General features: G+C 61.6%; 21 protein-coding genes and 1 pseudogene. 15 read left to right on the plus strand and 7 right to left on the minus strand.

Annotation, left to right across the window (positions count from 1 at the left end):
- Positions 1-178 precede the first annotated feature (178 nt).
- The 3 genes from R2855_12640 to R2855_12650 are packed head-to-tail and all read right to left on the minus strand — an operon-like array spanning position 179 to position 3,718.
- On the minus strand, positions 179-1,327 hold the full coding sequence (locus R2855_12640) for an acyl-CoA dehydrogenase family protein (protein MEZ4531855.1): 1,149 nt from the start codon (positions 1,325-1,327) through the stop codon (positions 179-181).
- Positions 1,324-2,202 carry a 3-hydroxyacyl-CoA dehydrogenase family protein gene (locus tag R2855_12645; protein MEZ4531856.1) on the minus strand — a complete coding sequence of 293 codons (879 nt, stop codon included), beginning with the start codon at positions 2,200-2,202 and terminating at the stop codon, positions 1,324-1,326. The genes R2855_12640 and R2855_12645 overlap by 4 nt, the downstream gene beginning before the upstream one ends.
- Positions 2,195-3,718 (minus strand): protein kinase, encoded by a 1,524-nt coding sequence (locus tag R2855_12650; GenBank protein MEZ4531857.1) that lies wholly within the window; start codon positions 3,716-3,718, stop codon positions 2,195-2,197. Before R2855_12650 ends, R2855_12645 begins: the two co-directional genes overlap by 8 nt.
- A gap of 101 nt (positions 3,719-3,819) precedes the next feature.
- Between R2855_12650 and R2855_12655 the strand changes: the two genes are divergently transcribed.
- The 4 genes from R2855_12655 (at position 3,820) to R2855_12670 (ending at position 6,544) form a co-directional block, all read left to right on the plus strand.
- Positions 3,820-4,629 (plus strand): enoyl-CoA hydratase-related protein, encoded by an 810-nt coding sequence (locus R2855_12655; protein MEZ4531858.1) that lies wholly within the window; start codon positions 3,820-3,822, stop codon positions 4,627-4,629.
- The gene (locus R2855_12660) at positions 4,626-5,417 is read left to right on the plus strand and encodes an enoyl-CoA hydratase/isomerase family protein (protein ID MEZ4531859.1); all 792 of its coding nucleotides are present in this window, start codon (positions 4,626-4,628) and stop codon (positions 5,415-5,417) included. The genes R2855_12655 and R2855_12660 overlap by 4 nt, the downstream gene beginning before the upstream one ends.
- On the plus strand, positions 5,414-6,070 hold the full coding sequence (locus R2855_12665; protein ID MEZ4531860.1) for an HAD-IA family hydrolase: 657 nt from the start codon (positions 5,414-5,416) through the stop codon (positions 6,068-6,070). Before R2855_12660 ends, R2855_12665 begins: the two co-directional genes overlap by 4 nt.
- Positions 6,071-6,154: 84 nt before the next feature.
- A complete protein-coding gene (locus tag R2855_12670; GenBank protein MEZ4531861.1) occupies positions 6,155-6,544 on the plus strand; it encodes a CxxC-x17-CxxC domain-containing protein in 390 nt (129 codons plus the stop codon).
- Positions 6,545-6,801: 257 nt separating this feature from the next.
- On the opposite strand, the gene R2855_12675 is transcribed toward R2855_12670, so the two are convergent.
- Together R2855_12675 and R2855_12680 are read right to left on the minus strand one after the other, a co-directional pair.
- A complete protein-coding gene (locus tag R2855_12675; protein ID MEZ4531862.1) occupies positions 6,802-7,548 on the minus strand; it encodes an NAD(P)-dependent oxidoreductase in 747 nt (248 codons plus the stop codon).
- Positions 7,545-9,212, minus strand: a complete 1,668-nt coding sequence (locus tag R2855_12680; GenBank protein MEZ4531863.1) for a hypothetical protein — start codon at positions 9,210-9,212, stop codon at positions 7,545-7,547. Before R2855_12680 ends, R2855_12675 begins: the two co-directional genes overlap by 4 nt.
- Positions 9,213-9,285: 73 nt before the next feature.
- On the opposite strand from R2855_12680, the gene R2855_12685 reads away from it, so the two are divergent.
- Positions 9,286-9,816: a GNAT family N-acetyltransferase gene (locus R2855_12685; GenBank protein ID MEZ4531864.1), complete on the plus strand. Its 531-nt coding sequence runs from the start codon at positions 9,286-9,288 to the stop codon at positions 9,814-9,816.
- Between the two features lie 65 nt (positions 9,817-9,881).
- Here the strand turns inward: R2855_12685 and R2855_12690 are convergent, their stop codons facing one another.
- The gene (locus R2855_12690; GenBank protein MEZ4531865.1) at positions 9,882-11,054 is read right to left on the minus strand and encodes a pyridoxal phosphate-dependent aminotransferase; all 1,173 of its coding nucleotides are present in this window, start codon (positions 11,052-11,054) and stop codon (positions 9,882-9,884) included.
- A gap of 221 nt (positions 11,055-11,275) precedes the next feature.
- On the opposite strand from R2855_12690, the gene R2855_12695 reads away from it, so the two are divergent.
- The 6 genes and pseudogenes from R2855_12695 (at position 11,276) to R2855_12720 (ending at position 15,900) form a co-directional block, all read left to right on the plus strand.
- Positions 11,276-12,277, plus strand: a complete 1,002-nt coding sequence (locus tag R2855_12695) for a sugar ABC transporter substrate-binding protein (protein ID MEZ4531866.1) — start codon at positions 11,276-11,278, stop codon at positions 12,275-12,277.
- A 144-nt stretch (positions 12,278-12,421) separates the two neighbouring features.
- Positions 12,422-13,993 carry a sugar ABC transporter ATP-binding protein gene (locus R2855_12700; GenBank protein MEZ4531867.1) on the plus strand — a complete coding sequence of 524 codons (1,572 nt, stop codon included), beginning with the start codon at positions 12,422-12,424 and terminating at the stop codon, positions 13,991-13,993.
- A 137-nt stretch (positions 13,994-14,130) separates the two neighbouring features.
- Positions 14,131-14,985 (plus strand): annotated as a pseudogene (locus R2855_12705) (ABC transporter permease).
- Positions 14,986-14,988: 3 nt separating this feature from the next.
- Complete coding sequence (locus R2855_12710; GenBank protein MEZ4531868.1) at positions 14,989-15,216, plus strand: hypothetical protein; 228 nt, start codon at positions 14,989-14,991, stop codon at positions 15,214-15,216.
- The gene (rbsD, locus tag R2855_12715; protein ID MEZ4531869.1) at positions 15,213-15,599 is read left to right on the plus strand and encodes a D-ribose pyranase; all 387 of its coding nucleotides are present in this window, start codon (positions 15,213-15,215) and stop codon (positions 15,597-15,599) included. The genes R2855_12710 and rbsD overlap by 4 nt, the downstream gene beginning before the upstream one ends.
- A gap of 4 nt (positions 15,600-15,603) precedes the next feature.
- Positions 15,604-15,900 (plus strand): UxaA family hydrolase, encoded by a 297-nt coding sequence (locus R2855_12720; GenBank protein MEZ4531870.1) that lies wholly within the window; start codon positions 15,604-15,606, stop codon positions 15,898-15,900.
- Between the two features lie 94 nt (positions 15,901-15,994).
- On the opposite strand, the gene R2855_12725 is transcribed toward R2855_12720, so the two are convergent.
- Positions 15,995-16,693 carry a DUF429 domain-containing protein gene (locus R2855_12725; GenBank protein ID MEZ4531871.1) on the minus strand — a complete coding sequence of 233 codons (699 nt, stop codon included), beginning with the start codon at positions 16,691-16,693 and terminating at the stop codon, positions 15,995-15,997.
- Positions 16,694-16,779: 86 nt separating this feature from the next.
- On the opposite strand from R2855_12725, the gene R2855_12730 reads away from it, so the two are divergent.
- The 4 genes from R2855_12730 (at position 16,780) to R2855_12745 (ending at position 21,044) form a co-directional block, all read left to right on the plus strand.
- A complete protein-coding gene (locus tag R2855_12730) occupies positions 16,780-17,964 on the plus strand; it encodes a UxaA family hydrolase (GenBank protein MEZ4531872.1) in 1,185 nt (394 codons plus the stop codon).
- An 86-nt stretch (positions 17,965-18,050) separates the two neighbouring features.
- Positions 18,051-18,722 carry an RraA family protein gene (locus R2855_12735; GenBank protein ID MEZ4531873.1) on the plus strand — a complete coding sequence of 224 codons (672 nt, stop codon included), beginning with the start codon at positions 18,051-18,053 and terminating at the stop codon, positions 18,720-18,722.
- Between the two features lie 69 nt (positions 18,723-18,791).
- Entirely contained in the window at positions 18,792-19,217 is a 426-nt protein-coding gene (locus tag R2855_12740) for a carboxymuconolactone decarboxylase family protein (GenBank protein MEZ4531874.1), read from the plus strand.
- 234 nt (positions 19,218-19,451) lie between these two features.
- Complete coding sequence (locus tag R2855_12745) at positions 19,452-21,044, plus strand: altronate dehydratase family protein (GenBank protein ID MEZ4531875.1); 1,593 nt, start codon at positions 19,452-19,454, stop codon at positions 21,042-21,044.
- Positions 21,045-21,063 lie beyond the last annotated feature (19 nt).

A 21,063-nucleotide genomic window follows, 5' to 3' on the forward strand; every position in this document is an offset into this window, starting at 1 on the left:
GAGAACGCGATTCTCACCGCTGCTTCACCCGATCCTTATGGCGCCATCGCCACACTGTCGCCGGCAGAACAGTCTCGGGTTGCCGCCGTGCTCGCGCGCGCCAATGCCGCGAACCCTCTCAAGACGACGGACGTCATCACGCCTGCCACCTGAGCGAGCTGTCGCTGGCCGGACGCCGCTAGACAAACGCGCTCAAACCCGTCAATTCCCGGCCAACTACCAGCGTGTTGATATCCCACGTTCCCTCGAAGGTGTAGATCGCTTCGATGTCCACCATATGCCGCATGACGTGGTGCTGCTGGAGAATGCCGTTCCCGCCCAGGATTTCACGCGCCAGACGAGCGCAGTCACGGGCGATCTTCGAGTTGTTCGCCTTGGCCATCGCGGTCATCCCGGCGGTCGCCTTTCCGGCGTCGAGCAAGCGAGAGAGCTGCAACGTCAGCAGCTGAGCTTTCGTGATCTCGGTTGCCATTTCCACGAGCTTTGCTTGCACGAGCTGAAAGGCGCCAATTGGCTTGCCGAACTGCGTGCGCTCCTTTGCATAGTCCAGCGCGGCCTCGTAGCACGCGATTGCCTCGCCAAGCGCCGTCCAGGAGACGTGATGCCGCGTGATGCGCAGTATCTCTGCCACATGGCGAAAACCACACACCGGCATTCTGGCGCTTTCGGGAACGAAGCAGCCGTCGAAGGCCATCTCGACATTGGTGACGGCCCGCTTCGCCATCTTTCCAACCATCGGTGTGCGGGTGAACCCAGGAGTGTCCGGCTCGAAAAGGAATGGGGCGATGCCTTCTGGCGTTTGCGCCCAAAGGACGGCGACGCCGAAAACGTCACCGTTGCCGATCCATCGCTTGTTCCCCGAAATCCGGTAGCCTCCATCGACTGGCGTTGCCGTCGTTTCCAGATGCGCCGCATCGCTGCCATGCTCGGCCTCGGTCAGGGCGAACGCGCCGATCACTTCGCCGCGGGCCATCGGTGGGAGCCAGCGGGATTTCTGTTCCTCGGTGCCAAACAGCGCGATGGAACCCATCGCCAGCCCGGAATGGACCCCGAAAAAGGTGGTGAACGACGAATCGGCATGAGCGAGTTCCTGACTGGCCAGTCCATATGCCGTGGCGCTGATCGAAGGGCACCCATAGGCTCGGATCGTTCCGCCGTAGATGCCGAGCGGACCGAGTTCCAGCACGCGATCCTGCTGGAACATCCCGCGCTCCCAGAACTCGGCCGCGCGCGGGGCAATACGTTCGCGAGCCCATGCGCGAACCCGGTCGCGCACCGCCCGCTCGTCGTCGGTCAGCAGATCCTCGATGCGGTAGAAATCGGTCAACTGGTTCGCTCCCCGGAAGCTTCGTAGTCGTAGAACCCGGCCCCGGTCTTGCGGCCGAGCTTGCCCTCATCCACCAGCGCCTTCAGCCGGGCCGGGGGCCGGTCGAGCTCATCTCCGGTGCGCTCGAAGCGTCGCTGCTGGATCGCCAACACCACGTCCAGACCGTTGAAATCGGCGAGACGGAACGGACCCATTGGGTGCCGCAACCCCAGCTCGATCGCCTGATCGATCGCTTCCGGGGTGGCATATCCGTTCTCGACGAGCCAGAACGCTTCCCGCCGGATTGCCGCGATGATGCGGTTGGCAAGCATCCCTTCGATCTCTTTGTCGAGCACCACCGGGACGCGGCCGATCGACGTGACGAATTCCTCGGCCCGTTGCACCAGACCGGCGCGCGAGAATGGCGCCGCCGCAATCTCGACCAGCTGCATCACCAGGACCGGATTGAAGAAGTGCAACGCGAGGGTACGATCCCGACCGGGAAGAATCGAGGTGATCTGGGTGACCGTCATGCTCGACGTGTTGGTGGCCAGCATGACATCGGACGCGGTCAGGGCATCGAGCTCCTGAAAGAGCGATTGCTTGGCGCCCAGGTCTTCGACGATGGCTTCGATTACCAGCGAACAACCGGCGACGGCGTCGGACAAGTTGTCCAACGGCTCGACCCGTGCGAGCGCGGCGTCGAACTCGAGCGGAGCAAGGACGCCCTTTTCGACCCGCCGCTGAAGATGACCTCGATTGCTCTCGAGCGCTCGTGCCAGTTGCTCCGGCCGTTCGTCGTAGAGCGATACCGAGTATCCATGGAGCGCGGCCTGCTGCGCGATCTGCGAACCCATGGTTCCCGCGCCGATGACCGCGATGCGCCCTTCAGACACCGATCTTCTCCCTGATGCTGTCGATTGCGTTGTCGATACGCTGGTCGATGCGGTCACGAATGGTCAGTTGGTCGCCCTGAAGTAGTCCAGCGCCCCAAACGTAGCCGTCGAGGCCTTCGGATGGATTGCCGACGGTCACCGGCCACCATGGCTCCCCGTCGACGATAACCGGTTCGCCGCGTAGGTAAACCTCTTGCCCGGCGGCCAGCGTCGCCATCGATTCGGACATCATGCCTGCGTCGACACGGAGGTTCAGCCCGTCGACTCCAACAGTTGCAGTGTTGCCCGCGGCCAGTTCGACGGTCTCTTCAGAAATGAGGCCAGGAATCTCGCCGCGCTGGACATAGAGCACCGCGGCCAACAAGAGGTTGACGACCAGCAGCGCGAGGATCAACCGCCACAGCGCCGGACGCAGCGGACCGAGCACGCGCAACATGAGTGGTTTCTTGCGTGGCTTCGCCGGGGCTGATGTCGAATACGAAACAGGCGGCACGGCGGCCGCCACAACGTCGTAGGGCACCGATGAACTGGAATACGCTGGCGCCGGAACCGTCTCTGGAGGCGCCGCATTGCGGCGCGGGGTGCGGGCGGTGCGCAGCTTGCGCACATCCGCGCCGGAGAGCTGTCCATCGACACCGCGCTCGAAGAGCTCGGCAAATCGCTTCGGGCTCTTCAGCCGATCCTCGGGATCCTTGATCAGCGCCCAGAGCACGAGCTCATCGCACCATTCGGGTATCCCCGCCGACTTGTTTGCCTCCGACGGCCGATCGGGTTGCAGGTTGAGATGGGCCTGCAACATCTCTTCCGAGCTTCGCGCTCGAAACGGATCTTCGAAGGGCGTTCCGCCCGTCAGCAACTCGTACACCACGCAACCAAGCGAATAGACATCGCTCGGCGTGTCGACTTCCTCGCCGGAGGCCTGCTCTGGGGAGAGATAGGCCGCGCTGCCGTAGGCCATGCCGTGCAGCAACTCTTGAGGCTGCGCCGACAACTGCGCCAGCCCGAAATCGATCAGCTTGATCGTTCCGTCCGGGGTCTGGATCAGATTCGCGGGCTTGACGTCGAGATGCACCATGCCTGCGCTGTGGAGTGTTTCGAGCGCGCTCGCGGTTTGACTGAGGATGACCTCGACTTCATACAGTGGGAGCGGTCCCTGCTCTGCCAGCACATCGCGGAGCGATCGGCCCGGCACCAGTTCCATGGCAACCCAGGCAGATTCGTCGTCTTCCCAGAGGTCATACACGCGCGCAACGTTCGGATGCTGGATGAATGCCATGGTGCGGGCTTCCTTACGGAAGCGGGCGCGCGTTTCGGGATTCTGGGCCTGCTCGGCGCGCAATGTGCGAAGCGCCACTGTGCGCCGGTTCTTGAGATCGCGCGCCTCGTACACGACCGACATACCGCCGGTTCCAATCGGCCGAGTTGGGTCGATCTCGTAGTGATCGGCCACGATGATGAGGTTTGCCGTGGTGGCGTTGGAATCGCTGTCGGGTTTCGGTCTTGCCGCGGTGGGCATGGGAGCGGTCCGTGGAGATGCGTTGCCGATCGCTAACGGGGCATACTGTAGCAGAGGCGAATCTCCCCAAATTCTACGGAATCCCAGCAGGACGCGAACCGTTGACGACTGAACTGATCTGGAATCGAGCGCAGGAGTTGGAGGAACTGCGGGAAGCACGCGATGGCCGCGTTGGACTGCTGCGACTCGATCGGCCGGAGGTGCGCAACGCGCTCAGCGCCGAGTTGCTCGTAGCTCTGACTGCAGCGCTGGAACGGCTCGATGCCGACGAGTCGGTGCATGTCATCGTGCTGACTGGCGGGGACCGCTTTTTCGCAGCCGGGGCGGATATCGCGGCAATGGCTGGCGCCACATCGGCCGAGATGGCAACACGGCCGCAGCTCGGATGCTGGCAGCGTCTTCGGCAGATTCGCAAACCGATCGTCGCGGCAGTCAACGGCTTCGCGCTAGGGGGAGGAGCGGAGCTGGTCTGGGTCTGCGATCTGATCGTTGCCGGAGAGTCCGTGAGATTCGGCCAGCCGGAGATCATGCTCGGGCTCATGCCGGGCGGCGGCGCAACGCAACGCCTGCCGCGCACAGTCGGCAAAGCCCGCGCAATGGAGCTGGCGCTCCTTGGAGAGCCAATCTCCGCCTGGGCCGCGCTCGATCTTGGTTTGGTCAACCGTGTGGTTCCGGATGAGCTCGTGCTCAGCGAGGCACTGCGCCTTGCCCAGCGAATCGCGGCGAATTCGATCGATGCGGCCATATCCATCAAAGCCAGTATCCTGGCAGCGTTCGATCTCCCGCTCGAAGCCGGGTTGAACGTCGAGCGCGCGCGTTTCGATGCCTTGTTCGATACTGCCGACGCGCAAGAGGGCATGGCTGCTTTTCTGGAGAAGCGCACACCGAGATTCGGGAGAGCCCGCGGATGACTTCCTTTGCCCAGTCAGTTCGCTATGAAGTCGAGGGATCCGTCGCGACGATAACGCTCGATCGTTCCGGCGCGCGCAATGCCTTCGACCAGGCGATGGCCGAATCGCTGTTGGCTTCGCTCAAAACCGCCCGGAAAGACGACCAGGTGCGTATCGTCGTGCTCACCGGTCGCGGCGCGGCGTTTAGCGCCGGGCAGGATATTCATGAGCTGCAGCAGAAGGAAACCGAGCTCGGAGCGCAGGCAGCCGGTGATGAATTGCGCAAGCGGTTTCGGCCGATCCTCCTTGAAATCCGGTCGATGGATAAGCCGGTCGTCGCTGCCGTCAATGGGGTGGCTACCGGAGCGGGACTTGGGATCGCGCTGGCCTCCGATCTGCGTATCGCCGCCGAGTCGGCCTCGTTCATTTGCGCTCCGCATGCCATCGCGCTGATACCGGGGGCGGGAATCACCTGGCTCCTACCGCGATTGGCCGGATTCGGGGCTGCCAGCGAATTGGCGCTTCTCGGAGAGCGTATCGATGCCAAGCGCGCTCTGGAGCTCGGCCTGCTCAATTGGGTGGCGCCCGACGACGAACTCGTCGCGCGCACTCGCGACCTGTGCGACGCTTTGCTGCAGCAACCTGCGTCCTCACTTGCGTTGACCAAACGCGCGTTGAACCGCTCGCTGTTCGCCGGGTTCGAGCAGCACCTGGACTATGAATCTGATCTCCAGGAAGTCGCGGCCGCCAATGACGAACACATCCTTCGCCTGCGTGGGATGGTCGAGCGAGGATCGAACCGGAGATGAACCCCAGGTACTCGACGCTGATCTTCGATCTCGATGGCACGCTGGCCGATACGCTTCCGTTGATCTATGAAGCATTCAACGACGCATTCGTTCCCATCACGGGTCAGCCGCTTTCGCCGGCGGAGATCCGCGCGCTCTTCGGCCCCCCGGACAACCATGTCATCCGCAATGTGCTCGAGCCGGAACACCACGATGCTGCCATCGCGCGCTATGTCGACACCTATGGCAGGCGGCACCGCGACCTGGTCGAGCTGTTCCACGGCATCGACGACCTCTTGGCCGATGCGCACGCGGCGGGGATCAAGATGGCGGTGGTCACCGGCAAGAGCCGCAACACCGCGCTCATGACGCTCGACATGCTCGGCGTGTTGGAACGGTTCGATGTCGTCTATGCCGGCGACGATGTCGAACGGCAGAAGCCGGATCCCATGGCGCTGGTGATGGCGCTCGACGATCTGGCGCATGACGATCCTTCGCAAGCCGCCATGATCGGTGATTCGGCCGCCGATGTGATCGCCGGCAAGGGCGCGGGCGTGGCGACGATCGGTGTGCTCTGGGGAGTTCCCGACCATTCCGAACTGATCGCCGCGGGTCCAGATACGATCTGCGAGACGGTCGACGAACTTCGCCGGGCAGTCGGTCTCGAGAGATAACGAACCCGCCGTCGACCCGGGTCTGGGGTATGGTGTTCCGGACGAATTGTCGCCATCCGTCGTGCCGTCCGGAGCCAGATTGCGTTGACCGCTCAAACCGAGATCCGTTTGCTGACATGCATCGACTGCCAGAAGACGTTCGAATTCTCAGAAGAGGAACAACGCTTCTATCAGCAAAGAGGGTTTCGCGTTCCGGTCCGTTGTCTCGATTGTCGAGCAGCCAGACGCGCGGCGCGCAACGCGGACCTCATCCGCAACGCCGAACCCGAGTCCTCCTGGACCGAGACCCTGGGCCACTACGGTGGCGCGACGAATTCATCCCGCAATGGGTTGAACGGCCGCCGGAACGGCGGCACTGGCTATCCAGCCGTCTGCGCCCAATGCGGCAAGGACACCATCGTCCCCTTCGAACCGCGCTCGGGACGTCCGGTCTACTGCCGCGACTGCTTCACCACGAACAAGCGCTCCAGGTAGCAACCGTCAATCCGGCCGGAGTCCGCAGGCAGAGTGGAGGAATCTCGCGGTCCCTTGTGGCGAGTCTCTGAGCCCGAGATCGAATTGGAGCGCAACGAGAGATTCCTCGACAAGCTCGGAATGACGGACATCGTCAATCCGGCCGGAGTCCGCAGGCAGAGTGGAGGAGACTCGCGGTCCCTTGCGGCGAGTCGCTGAGCCCGAGATCGAATTGGAGCGCAACGAGAGATTCCTCGACAAGCTCGGAACGACGGGGGTTACCACTCGTCCAGCGAAACGCCATAGACGGCGAACCCATCGTCCACTGGCGCATACCCGAGCAGATCTCGGGTTTCCGACAGGGATAATCGGTTGACCCGGTTGTCGGACACTCCATGCACGACCGCGAACTCGATCCCGTCGGCATCGATACAGAGCCGGAAGAGCTGGTTCAGGTCGCGTGGACTGACATAGGCCGAGAGTTCGCGACGGGATTCGGGTTGGTCGAGTCCTGGCCGCTCATACGCTCCGATGCGAACGCAAATCGCCGACAGATGGGTCGTCGCCGCGAACATGCGCGCGGTCGCCTCGCCAAAGCACTTCGAGACGGCGTACATGTTCAGCGGCCACCAATACGCATCGATCGCTGTGCCATCGTCTTTTGGATACCCGAGCACCGTCTGCACGCTGCTTGCATAGACGACGCGCTCGCATCCCGCTTCGGACGCCGCTTTGAAGATGTTGTATGTCGCGTCGAAGTTGTTCGGGCGCAGGGATGCGTAATAGTCGGCATCGGGGGATGGGTCTGCCGCAAGGTGCAGTACGACATCGATGCCCTGCACCGCATGGACGCAGGCGTCAACGTCGGCCACATCGAGCACGAGCGCCTCGGCGCCAGGCAGCAATTCGTGCACCCGGCCGGTTTTGTCTGCCAGACGAAAGCGGTAGCGATCTGCCATTTCCGCGACGAATGCGCTCCCGATCCGTCCGGCTGCGCCCGTAACCAGCACCCTTTTCTTGCTCACAGCGACCTCTCGTTCTGAAACCTGGCGCGAGCGATTCGTTCTGCCAGCCAGAGCCATCGCCGGGCAGCAGCATCGTCGAACTGGCGCGCGGCATCGAGCGCTTCCAGTTGCAAGGGCAACAAGGCGGCGTTATCGGGGCGGGCCGGAGGATCGATGGCTTCGAGCATCACGAGATAACGCTCGGCAGCGGCGAGACCCCCCAGCAACGGCGCCACATCGCGCGTCAGCCACTCATCCCACGTCAGTGTGGAATCCCAGCTGAAACACGCATGCGCCAAATAGCTCAGTTCGGTGCTGGTGTTGTACGGCGAAGGCTCGCCCCAAATGGTCAGCCCCTCGAATCCGACTGCGTCGGCCTTCTTGGCCATGGCCTCGAAATCGCGCCCATTGAACCGATACCGCTCGGTGCGCCGGTCGCCGTTCCACTGGCACGCGAACTGACAGCGGAAAACGTTGGATTTCGTCGGCAGTTTCGCAGCGTATTCAGCCGTCAGCTCACGCTCGACCCGGTTCCAGTAGCTCCGGTTGAGGGTATGCGTGTAGATCCCACCCTCTGGCAGGTCGCGCAACGGCGCCATGGCGTCGGCGTCGAAGAGGTTGTCCCATTGGATCTCGGAGTAGATCCAGGCATCTGGATGCCGCGTCCGCACCGCGTCATAGAGCCGCGGGTAGAAATCGGCCATGTCCGCATGCGACCACGATTCTGCGTATCCCTCGCGGCGTTTGGCGTCTTCGCGCTCGCCTCGCCGTTCCTGGCAAAGCGGACAACCACAAACACCGTAGTCTCCCGCTTCGATGTTGATGCCGCCGATATCGAAGGTTTCCGCCAGCCAGGCGACGGCTTCGGCCATCCAGTCCTGATTGGCCGGTTGGGACGGGCATCCCCGGACCGAGTAGTCACCCCGGGGGAAGTAGAGCTCGAAATCGAGATCCTGAATCTGAAAACCGGGCGGGTGTTCCATTTGGGCCGCCAGCTCCGGGTGTTTTCGCAGCCAGGTGGCCAGATTGAATTCGTGGTCCATCTCCCAGACCACTCCCCCGTAGGCATTGATTGCCACACCCGGAAGGATCCGCACACCCCGTTCGTTGGCGTAGCGGCAGAGCGCCTGCGCGGCTTCGATGCCGCCATGCGATGCGCGCAGAAACCCATAGATCGTCACCGCAGCAATCCGGTTGCGGCTCATGAAGTCGACCACCCGCTCAAAATCGGCCAGAAACCCGTCGCCCGGTTTGGCATAGGGGTTCATGACGCCGATTTCCTGAACGCCGATCTGATCGAGATCCCAGTTTGTCGAATGGTCCCAGTTCCACCAGGTGCGATAGGGGAGCGATGGGGACTGCTCGACCGTTCCCAGGGGAAGCGAGATTCCGCCGTCTTCCGGTTCTGCCAGGCGCTGGATGATCTCCTCCACGCCGTAGATGACACCCGAGAATGGCCCTCCGGCAACTTCCACCAACGGGGAATCCCCGGCGCGGCTCTCGATAGAGAAGCTACCCTCTGGCAAGGCATCGTCTACTGCGAGCCGGACAGTTGGATAGTCGGGTCTCGGTTCGGGAACCCACTCGATGTCGGGAAACGACTCGCTGAGCCGCTTCGCAGCGTGCGCATGGGTGCCCGCGCCATCGATTGCCACTCGTCCCCGGAGCGTTATTCGGTCCGTCATCTGTACCTCCTGGCGTATGCGTGCTGGCGGCTATTATCCCAATTCGTTCCGGGACGATCGGATGGGAGTCAGCATGTCGTCGGTATCGATTCACCAGGTGCAAACGTTGACGGATACCGAGATTGCCCAACTCGCCGAGCTGCTCGTTTCGATCGTGGATCAGGGCGCATCGGTCGGTTACCTGCCGCCGCTCGCGATCGATGAGGCAGAAGGCTACTGGCGCAAAGCCATTGCTTCGGACACCGTGGTGTTCCTGGTCGCGCGCCTGGATGGTGACATCGTGGGCACGGTGCAACTCGAATGGAGCCCGAAGGCAAATGCCCGGCACCGCGCGGAAGTCAACAAGCTGCTCGTGCACCCACGTGTTCAGCGGCTCGGCATCGGCCGGAAGCTGATGGCGGAGCTGGAAGCGATAGCGTTCGAAAACGGCTGGACCACTCTCCATCTCGATACCCGTGAGGGCGACACGTCGAACGATTTCTATCAGGCGCAAGGCTGGACGTTGGCCGGCATCATCCCGGAGTGGGCCGAATCCGCCTCAGGTTCACTGGATGGAACGGTCTTCTATTACAAGCTGCTTGGACGCTCTGCCAGTAGCGAGTAACGCGGAAAAAAGCGGCCCGATTCGCGGAAACGAACCGGGCCGTCGTTCAGAAGAGCAAGCGCACGTCAGGCAATGCCGAGATCGGTCACCATCTGGCGGATGCGGTCGAGCGCGCGCCGGAGGTTTTCTTCCGAATTGGCATAGGAAAGGCGCAGATAGCCCTCGCCATAGATGCCGAACGCGGTTCCCGAGAGGGCAGCGACGCCATAGTCTTGCAACAGCTTGTCGGCGAACTCCTTGCTCTTCAAGCCGGTCCGCGAAATGTTCGGGAAGACATAAAACGCTCCCTTGGGCCGGAGACAGCTGATCCCCGGGATGTCGTTGAGGCCATCGACCATCAGATCGCGCCGTTTCTCGAAGGCAGCCACCATCGCCTTCACGTCGTCCTGCGGACCGGTGAGGGCTTCGACTCCGGCGATCTGCACTGCCATCGAGGTGCAGGAGTTACTGTTGACCATCAGGTTGCCGATGACCTTTGCGAATTCCACTGGCATCGCGCCGTAGCCGAGCCGCCAGCCGGTCATCGCATACGTCTTGGAGAATCCGTCCAGAATGATCGTGCGCTCTTTCATGCCGGGCATGGTGGCGATCGAAACGTGCTCGCCTTCGTACAAGATTTCCGCGTAGATCTCGTCTGCCAGCACTGTCAGGTCGTTGGCTACCGCCAGTTCGGCAATAGCCTCGATCTCCTTGCGGTTGAGTACTCCACCGGTCGGATTGGCTGGGCTGTTGATGATGAGCAACTTGGTCTTGTCGGTGATCAGACCTGGCAGCTCACTGACATCGAGCGCGAACCCGAACTTCTCCAGAATGGGAGAGGGGACTGCTTTCGCCCCGGTGAAGTTGATCATCGATTCGTAGATCGGGAATCCCGGGTTGGGATAGATCGCCTCGTCGCCTGCTTCCAGCAGCGCGAGGATCGTGAAGAACATGATCGGCTTGCCGCCCGGCGTCACCACGATGTTGTCGGGACCGTATTCGGTGCCGCGGGAACTGTTCAGATAGTTCGCGATGGCCTCCCGCAATTGCGGCAGCCCGGGAGCCGGGCCATAGTGCGTCCATCCGGAACGCAACGCCTCGGCGCCCGCCTCGATGATGTTGGCCGGAGTGTCGAAATCGGGTTCGCCCACCTCGAGATGGATCACATCGCGACCTTGCGCTTCCAACGCGCGGGCGCGCACAAGCACCTCGAACGCGGTTTCCGTTCCGAGGCGAGACATCCTCGTCGCCAGTTGCATGCTGATCTCCTGTGTTTGCCCGCTCGGGGTCATTCGTATCGGTTGTGAGACTTGTAGCATAGTCGCGGGCATTCCAACCGGCCGGTTGTTCCGGTACAATCGCGGCGCACTTGCGAAAAACTCGAGCGACCGTGTCCATCGGGAGGTAAGCCCCGCATCGAGCAAAGAGCCAAACCGGCAATGACGCACTGGTTTTCGATTGTCATGGAGGATGCAACGCAATGACGCTTCATCGACGAACTTTCCTCGGCTTGTCAGCCGCTGCTGCTGCTACCGCTGCAACCGGATTCAAGTTCGGGCCTGCTGCCGCGCAGGATGCCACTCCGGCCGCCGACCCAATGACCGCCTACGGACCAGTCCAAGGCAACGAGCCCTACAAGCTTGCATTCATGCAGGTCTTCCCTTCTAACGCCTTCTGGCAGCTCCTGAAGGAAGGAGTGGAGGCACGTGCTGCCGAGGATGGCGTGACGGTGGATGTGATCGCATTGCCGGACGAAGCCGGTGTCGCCGACCAGGTTGCGCAAATGGAAGATGCGGTCACCAAGGGATACGACGGCATCATTCTGGGCACAATCGATGCAGCCGGAATCGTCCAGGGTGTCGAAGCCGCCAATGCGGCCGGTATCCCGGTGATCGCGGTCGATACCGCGCCGGCCGGAGGCGAGCTCATCTCGCTCGTGCAGACCGACAATGTGGCAGCGTCTACCCAGCAAGGCGAATACGTTGTCGAGCTGATTGGCGGGGCAGGCAAGGTGCTCAATCTCCAGGGCGATATGGCCAATCAGACCGCCCAGGCGCGCAACGAGGGGTTGCACGCCGCACTCGACGCTCATCCGGACATCCAGGTCATCGACCAGTCTGCTCATTGGCAACAGGATGAGGGCTTCACCATCACCGAGAACATCCTCACCTCCGACCCGGACATCGTGGCCATCGTGGGAGCTAACGATCCTCCGATCCTCGGAGCGTTGCAGGCCCTGGTCGCTGCGGGCCGCGACGATGTCTATCTGGTCGGCTTCGACGCGATTCCCGATGTGGTCCAGGCGATCATCGATGGGTCAGTCGATGGAACGATCGCCCAGTACCCGAAAGTCATGGGCACGGTAGGCGTCGATCTCATGGTCCGCCACCTCAATGGCGAAGAGGTTCCGGCCCTGGTCGACTCCGGCGCTCTGCTGGTCACCGCCGATAATGCCGCCGAGTTCCAGGCCGCCAACGCCTGATTCGATGCCGGGAGAGCGGACCCCGCTCTCCCGGCCTTTTGCTCCCGGGCTTGTCACTCTGGGAAAAGCGACGAACCGTGCCCGTCGATGCCGCCCAAGAACCACGCTCGACGGCGTAGACCCGCATTCAGCAATGGGCTTCCCATGTCCGAATCCGCGAACCAACACGTCAAACATGCAAGAGCGGACAGTGAAGTCCGTGCGCCCATCCTGCAACTCATCAACGTTTCCAAACGCTTTCCCGGTGTGATTGCACTCGATGACGTCAGCTTCGACCTTTACCCGGGCGAAGTTCACGTCCTCGTGGGTGAGAACGGCGCCGGGAAATCGACCCTTGTGAAGCTCCTATCGGGTATCTATCAACCTGACGAAGGCGAGATTCGCTTCGATGGTGTGCCTGTCCACGTGCGCACCCCGCACGACGCCCAGCAGCTTGGTATCAGTACCGTTCACCAGGAGCTCAACCTGATCCCGCATCTCGATGTGGGCAAGAACATCTATCTCGGCCGTGAGCCAATGCGTGGCCGGTCCGGCGTCATCGACTGGTCAGCGCTCTATTCCGGCGCGCGAAAACAGCTGCGCCAGCTCGGAATCGAGCTCGATCCCCACACTCCCGTTGCTCGCCTGGGCGTCGCCATGCAGCAGATGACGGAAATTGCGAAAGCGCTGGTCAACGATGCCCGCGTCTTGATCCTCGACGAACCGACTGCAGCCATCACCGCCGAGGAAGCGGAGCAGCTTTTCCAGCTCGTGGAGAAACTGAAAGCTCAGGGAACCGGGATTATTCTCATTTCCCATCACCTGGAGGACGCGACTCGTGTCGGTGACCGCGCGACCGTGCTGCGCGACGGGAAGTATGTCGATACCCTCCCAATGGCGACGTCGACACCGAACGATCTCATTCGGCTCATGGTCGGACGGGAACTGGTCCAGCAGTTTCCGAAGGAGGAGATTCCGTTCGGTGAGGTTGCGCTCAAGGTCGAGCACCTCAACCGCGCAGGCGTGTTGCGGGATATTTCGTTCGAGGTGCGTCAAGGCGAAATCCTCGGGCTCGCGGGTCTGGTTGGCGCAGGGCGCAGCGAGGTGGCCCGTGCGGTCTTCGGAATCGACAAGATCGATAGCGGCACGATCGAGGTCTTTGGCTGCCCCGTTGTGAATTCCACTCCTGGCAAAGCAATCGATCACGGCATCGCCCTCTTGCCGGAGGACCGCAAGCATCAGGGACTCGTGCTCCTGCTTTCGGTTGGCGACAACATCTCCATGGCGGCCCCAAGCGCGACGGGCGCGCCGCCTGGGTTGATTCCGCCTCGCAACCGGTACCAAACCGCGCGTCGCTTCATCGAAGCGCTGCGCATCAAGACGCCGAGCGCGCGCCAGAAGGTCATGTTCCTATCCGGCGGGAACCAGCAAAAGGTGGTGCTGGCGAAGTGGATGCTCACGCAAGCGCGCATCTTCATTTTCGACGAACCCACTCGCGGTATCGATGTGGGTGCCAAAGTCGAGGTCTATCGGCTCATGGGAGAGCTGCTGGAGGGAGGCGCGGCCATCATCATGATCTCGTCGGAACTGCCCGAAGTGCTCGGTATGAGCGACCGGATTCTCGTCATGCGCGAGGGTGAGATCGTGGCCCGTTTCGATCGTAGCGAAGCAACCCAGGAGTCGATCATGAGCTTCGCGGCCGCGAGTACCCAGGAAGAGATAGGAGCCGCCGCATGAGCGCACCAGCGGTCACTGCAACTCCCGCGACCGAGGGCGGCAATCGCCTGACACTCGGCAGAATCTGGCAGACCTTCGGACCGCTGCTCAGTCTCATCATCCTGAGCATGCTGATCTGGAGCCAGGAATCGGTGTTCATGACCAGTGGCAACTGGCTGAACATCGCGCGGCAAGCGTCCCTGACCGCGATCCTGGGCGTCGGCATGACGTTCGTCATCCTGACAGGCGGTATCGATCTCTCCGTCGGGTCGATGGTGGCATTGAGCGCTGTTTGTGGCGCTCTGCTCATCGACAAGCATGGATGGGGCATGTGGGAGTCGGCTCTGATGATGCTTGGGATCGGCGCGGTTGCCGGTTTGATCAACGGCTTGATCATCACACTCGGCAAGATCCCGCCGTTTATCGTCACACTCGGAACAATGCAGATCTACCGAGGCGCCGCGTCTCAGATTTCCTCTGGGCAGCCGATCTCGTTTCTCAACAAAAAGGTGCCTGACTGGGACGTCTGGGGCACGCGCAGTCTCGGACCCTTTCCCTCACCCGTGATCATTGCGTTCTGCGTTTTCATCGTTGGCTTTCTGATTTTGCGATACACGCGCCTTGGTCTCTATGTCTACGCCATTGGAGGCAATGAGACTGCTACTCGCTTCAGGTGTGCAGATCGACCGATACAAAGATCGCGGTCTACACGTTCATGGGGCTTTGCGCTGGGGTTGCGGCAATCATGCTCACCTCGCGCCTGAACTCCGCCAAAGGCCGATTTTGCCAACGGCGAAGAGCTCAACGCGATTGCCGCGGTGGTGATCGGTGGAACCTCGTTGTTCGGTGGAGAGGGAACCATCGTCGGCACCATGATCGGCGCCTTACTCATGGCGGTCATCCGAAATGGATTGACTCTGATGCACATTTCTGCCTTCTATCAGCAGATTGTTATTGGCGCGGTGATCATCCTGGCGGTACTGGTCGACCGCCTTCGCCGCCGGGGAGCCTGATCCATGGTCGAGCCGATGAGAACGTGGGAATACCGCTTCGAACATGCGATCCCGATCGAGACGTTACAGGAACTTGGCGCGCAGGGCTGGGAGCTGGCAGGGGTTGATGAGCGCTCGACGACCAAGTTCATCTTCAAGCGGCCGACGCAGTCCTTTGTCGAACGCGTGACCCTCGAACAACGGGCTACCTACTACGCCTCGCTGGGTCTCGACTCGGGCAGAACTGAATGAAGAAGGGCGGCATTCTGCATCCCGAACTGAGCCGCGTGCTTGCCAGCAGCGGGCATACCGACTATCTGCTCATCAGCGACCGTGGTTTTCCGGTACCGGAGGAACCGGAGCGCATCGATCTCGCGCTCGTCGATGACAAGCCGACCGTGCTCGATGTGCTGGCGGCGATCGAGGCCGAATGGTCGATCGACCGCATCGTGATCACCGAAGAGATGACGTTGGTCTCCCCGCAACGCGTCGCCGAACTCGAGTCCCTCTTGCCTGGCGTCCGCTTCGAAACGGTCTCGCACATCGAGCTGAAACGGCTTGGGCGCAGCGCGAAAGCCACCATTCGCACGGGAGACTCGTGCCCCTATGCCAACTGCATCATCGTCTCGGGCTGACTGCATGACTTCTCCCGACATGATCGTCCTCGATCCAAACGACAATGTCGCCACCGCCCTGCGTGACCTCGATGGCCCCGCTATCGTCTCGATCGCGAACCCGGACGGTTCCCGCTTCGACCTCGAGATTGCCGGTCCCATCAAGCTCGGCCACAAGGTCGCCCTTGTCCCGATACCGCAGGGCGCTCCTGCCATCAAGCACGGCGAACCGTTCGGCCTTGCAACCGCTCCCATCTCACCCGGCGAGCATGCGCATGTGCACAACATCATCAGCCTCAGCCGGATTGGCGAAGGAGAGTGACGTCAGTTCGATCCTTTTCGCTTGAAGCGATCGGCATACCTGTCCGGCGACCGCGCGGCAACTGTGAAAGAATGCGTCTCTAGTTGCCGGGTTCCTAATAGACAATTTCCGCCCGAAGGCCGCGACTATCCCGCTCTTCTTTCGCTGGGAAACGTTCGAAGGATCCGTTTGCCCACCTTCTCGCGCTCCACGCTGCCGCGATCGCGTCTAGTACATCATCGGGCTTTGCCCTGCGGACGCCAGTCATAACTTTCTCCCACTCAAGATCTTGAAGATCAATATTCTTCCTCAAGAGCTCTATCCGCTGCAGATAGCCCGGTCCACTATGTTTCGAAGCACAGACATCTTTCTTGTTGTTCATCGCCCAAAAGCAAATCTCGGGGTGCACCTCGATTACTCGGGACTGGAACTCGGGAATCACGATGCCGTCGACCTCTGCGACTTTGCGATAGATCCCAAACGCCTGAGCTGAGATTCCCTTGCCAAATTGGTTTTTCGAATCTTCGTTCGTGGTGTGATAGTCAGTTCGATTGACATAACTGCGGTACGGTGCCGGAAAGACGCTCGACTTTCGGCAGATCAGCGCTGCCCGCGCTTCGATATCGCATTTGCGAGAACCATCGATCAATCCGATAGGAATGTCCACCGCGATGGCCTTGGCCAGTTTCTCGGGATATGCCGACAAAACTTCCGTGAATGAAGCGAAAACTTTGAGCTGGATAGTCTTCTTGCGAGTGTTCCACTCCGCAGCCACCCAACCGCCCCTGCAACCGTCCACACCAACTACGAACATGATCCAGCCTCCACATGCGGTTACTTGACATCTATCGGGATAGACTACGGCTTTCAGGCAATACGTTCTCGTCAAGAGGGTTGCGCATGACCGTCACCGTCGACGCTCCAATCGACCTCTCCACCATCACTATCGAGGGTTTCGGGCGTGCTGATGGACAGGTCGGCATCCGCAATCGGCTGCTGGTGTTGTTCACCGTTGTCTGTGCGGAAGAAGTCTCGCGCCGGATTGCCTGGCAACTCGAAGATGCGGTCGTCGCGGGGTGGCGCGACTGCCTTCCCGATGCCGGCGCGCAACGCAAGATGATCCGCATCGCGCAGAACCCCAATATTGGCGGCGTGCTGGTCCTTTCGCTCGGGTGCGAATGTTCCGATGCCCCAGGCATCGCTAAAGCCATCGCCGAATCGGGCAAACCGACTGAACTCATCTCGATCCAGGCCGAAGGAGGCACCAGGAATGCCATAGCGAAGGGTATCGAGCTCGGCCGCGCCATGCTGGCGCGAAATGTCGAGCGCGTTGCCATCCCGTTTTCGGACTTGATCGTCGGGGTGGAGTGTGGCGGTTCGGACACCACGTCCGGGATTGCAGCCAACCCTGCCGTCGGCGCAGCCGCGGATCGAATCGTGGCCAACGGGGGAACGGTCGTTTTCGAAGAAACCAATGAGTTGTTGGGTTGTGAATCCACCCTGAGCAAGCGGGCGGCAGACTCCGACGTCCGCCGCGAGATCCTGCGCTCCATCGAGATCGCCCGCGAATGGGGCGACCGCACCGGTCAGCGCGCCATCAGCTCCGGCAACATCGAAGGCGGTCTCACCACCATCGAGGAGAAATCGCTTGGCGCGGTCTGCAAGGCTGGCTCGTCGCCGGTCGTCGGAGTGCTCAACGGTGGCGAATGGGAGCGCCCGGCGCAGCCAGGATTGCATCTACTCGCGCCCTACTACGTGCAGGAAGGCGGCTGGACCGGGGCAGGCACGATCAGCGATCCCAATGGCGTCACCGAGCTTGCAAGCTGTGGCGCGCACCTCGTGGTGTTCACCACTGGACGCGGAACGGTCACCGGCTCGGGTATCGTTCCGGTCATCAAGGTCTGCGGCAATCCAGAAACGTATGCACGCATGAGCGACAACATGGATGTGAATGCTGGCGCGATCGTCGAAGGCCGCAAGTCGATTGCCGAGGTGGGCGAGGAAATCCTTTCCCGAATCGCTGCCACCGCTCAGGGCGAACTGACCCGCGCCGAGGATCTCGGTCACTTCGAGTTTCATATCTAGCCCGAAGAGTCCTGGGTCCTGAGAATCCCAACTCGTCTCAGGGCGAAGGGCTCAGAACCCAGGACCAAACAAGGAGCGATTTCTTCGTGCCCACTACCGACCGCCGCGAGCTTTTCGACAAGATGGCGAACGACCTCTACGTTGCCGTGATTTCCGACATCCTCGACTCGCTGGGGTTTCGCGATCAGGTGCTGGAGTCGAACATCCAACCGATCGACCCGCTCGATCGACGGGTGTTGGTCGGGACGGCCCATACCATTCTCATGGCTCCCATCTATGAAATGAAACCCGAGCCGTACACCAGAATCATTGCTGCCATCGACGCGCTTCAGCCGGGAAATGTCGGCGTGGTCGCCACGAGCGGACTTGCGAGCGCCGCCTACTGGGGCGAGCTCTTCTCGAATGCTGCGCTCGGCCGTGGCGCGCGTGGCATGCTGCTCGATGGGTACCATCGCGACACCCGCAAGATCCTCGACCTGGGATTCCCAGTCTTCTCCACGGGCGCGCGTCCCTTCGACGCCGCCGGCAGAACGCAGTGCATCGATTTCGATTGCCCGGTCGTATGCGGCGGGGTCAAGGTCTACCCGGGTGACATCGTGTTTGCCGAAATCGACGGAATCGCGGTCATTCCGGCGGCGGTTGCGGACGAATGTGTCGCCAAGGCATTCGAGAAAGTCGCGACCGAAGACCGTGCGCGCGACGATCTGCGTGATGGCGCTCTGCTGAGTGAGGTCTGGAATCGGTATCGTGTGCTCTAGCAGCCGAGCGTCGGGACTTCCGCACGCGCCAGCCCGTCATTCAGAGAAAGGTCGAACGTGACACCGCGAATGAGCGTCAGAGATCTGGCGCCGAATCTGTACGAAGGCGTCCTGAATCTCGAAAACCAGGTGCAGGCATCGAGTCTCGGATCGCAACTGATCCACCTGATCAAGTTGCGCGCCTCGCAGCTCAACCACTGCGCGTTCTGCGTGAACATGCATACCGAAGAATCGCTCGCGGATGGGGTCGATCCGCGCAAGCTCTATCTTCTGACGGTCTGGGAAGAAGCGACCGTCTATACCGAACGCGAACGCGCTGCTCTGGCGTGGACCGAGAGCGTGACGCTGGTCGCGGAAACCGGGGTGCCCGATGAGGCGTTCGAAGCGGTTCGGACTCAGTTCAGCGAAACGGAAGTTGCCGAGCTGACCGTGGCGATTGCCACGATCAATGTCTGGAACCGGATCGCGGTCAGTTCGCGTACCCCGCATTCCTAGGGGCGGCGCGTCGCTTCCGGCGTTTCCGCTCGTGGGGAATTGGTTCGTCTCTCGGCTTCCCGCGGCCGGCTTGCGGGCGCGAACCCAGAGGGTCTTGCCGTCACTCGCATGCCGGCGCCTGCACTCATGGATGGGCAAGCGACGCCCCTGAGTCATGGGTTTGGCGTACTCTATGCGTCTACGACGCATTGCCCGAGTCCGCCCTTGGGGCGTGGCCCGTTCGGAGAATTCCACATGAGCTCGAACCAGATGAGTACCGGTGCGATCAGCCTCGAAAAGGCGCCAAAGGATCCGGTCGCCCTTGCCTCCGTGGCGGTTCTCCTGCATCCCGATGACGAGGTGGCGGTCGCCAAGTCGTCGTTGCTGCCCGGCACCCAGTTGATCCTGAACGATGGTTCGATCCTGCGGATCGGGCAGATGATCCCTGTGGGTCATAAGTTCGCGCTGCGCGACGTGCCGTACGACGGTGTGATCCACAAATATGGTCAGATCATCGGATTTGCCACCCAGGACATCTCCGCCGGTCAACACGTTCATAACCACAACATGGGCATCAAGGAGCTGGAGCTGGACTACGCGTTCAGCCAGGACTACGAACCGGTCGAGTTGGCGCCGGAAGCGGAACGCCGCACCTTCATGGGGTTCCGCCGGCCCGATGGGCGGGTGGGTACGCGCAACTATGTCGCCGTTCTGGCTTCGGTCAACTGCTCGTCGTCCGCGACGGTTCGCATCGCCGAGCACTTCGCCCAACCCGGCGCATTGGATGACTATCCGAATGTCGATGGCGTCATCGCGTTGCCGCACAAAGGCGGGTGTGGCGCGCATATCGGATCGCGCGATCTCTACATCTTCCAGCGAACCCTGGCTGGCACCGTGCACCATCCCAATGTGGGCGGCTATGTGGTCCTCTCGTTGGGGTGCGAGGTCAATCAGCCGACTGACATGATCGATGCGACGCCGATGAAGGACGATGCGCCCTCGGTGCTCACGATTCAGACCGATGGTGGGTTCCTGAAAACAGTCGAAGCCGGGATCGAAGCAGTCAAGCGGATCTTGCCCCAGGCGAACGCGTATACGCGCGAGGAGGTGCCCGCATCCGAGCTGGTCGTGGCGTTGCAGTGCGGTGGTTCGGACGGCTGGTCGGGCGTGACTGCCAATCCCGGTCTGGGGAAGGCGGCGGATATCGTCGTGAAGCAGGGCGGCACGGTTGTGCTGGGCGAGACGACCGAGGTCTATGGCGCCGAGCACCTGCTCACGCGCCGCGCGATCACACCGGAGGTGGGGCAGAAACTGATCGACTGCATTCATTGGTGGGAGGACTACACCTCCTACTTTGGCGGCAGCATCGACAACAACCCGTCTCCGGGCAACAAGCTGGGCGGTCTCTCGAACATCTATGAGAAGTCACTCGGCGCGGCGGCAAAGGCTGGGTCCACTCCGCTGAACCAGGTCGTCGGCTACGGTGAGCGGGTGACCGAGCGCGGGTTCGTGCATATGGACAGCCCCGGATACGACCCTGTTTCCGTGACCGGGCAGGTGGCCGGCGGATGCAATGTCGTCGTGTTCACGACCGGGCGAGGCTCGGCCTTTGGGTACAAGCCGGCGCCGAGCATCAAGATCGCCACGAACAGCATTCTCTACGCGAACCAGGAACCGGACATGGACATCAATGCCGGCAAGGTGCTGGATGGCATCACGCTCGACGAGCTCGGCGAAGAGATCTTCGAGAAGATCCTGGCCGTTGCTTCGGGTGAGAAGTCCAAGAGCGAAGCGGCAGGTGTGGGCCAGGAAGAATTCAACCCCTGGATTCTCGGGGCGATGCTCTAGTTTCGGGAGGGCACCCCGC

The organism is Thermomicrobiales bacterium (genome assembly GCA_041390825.1).
Classification (GTDB): domain Bacteria; phylum Chloroflexota; class Chloroflexia; order Thermomicrobiales; family UBA6265; genus JAMLHN01.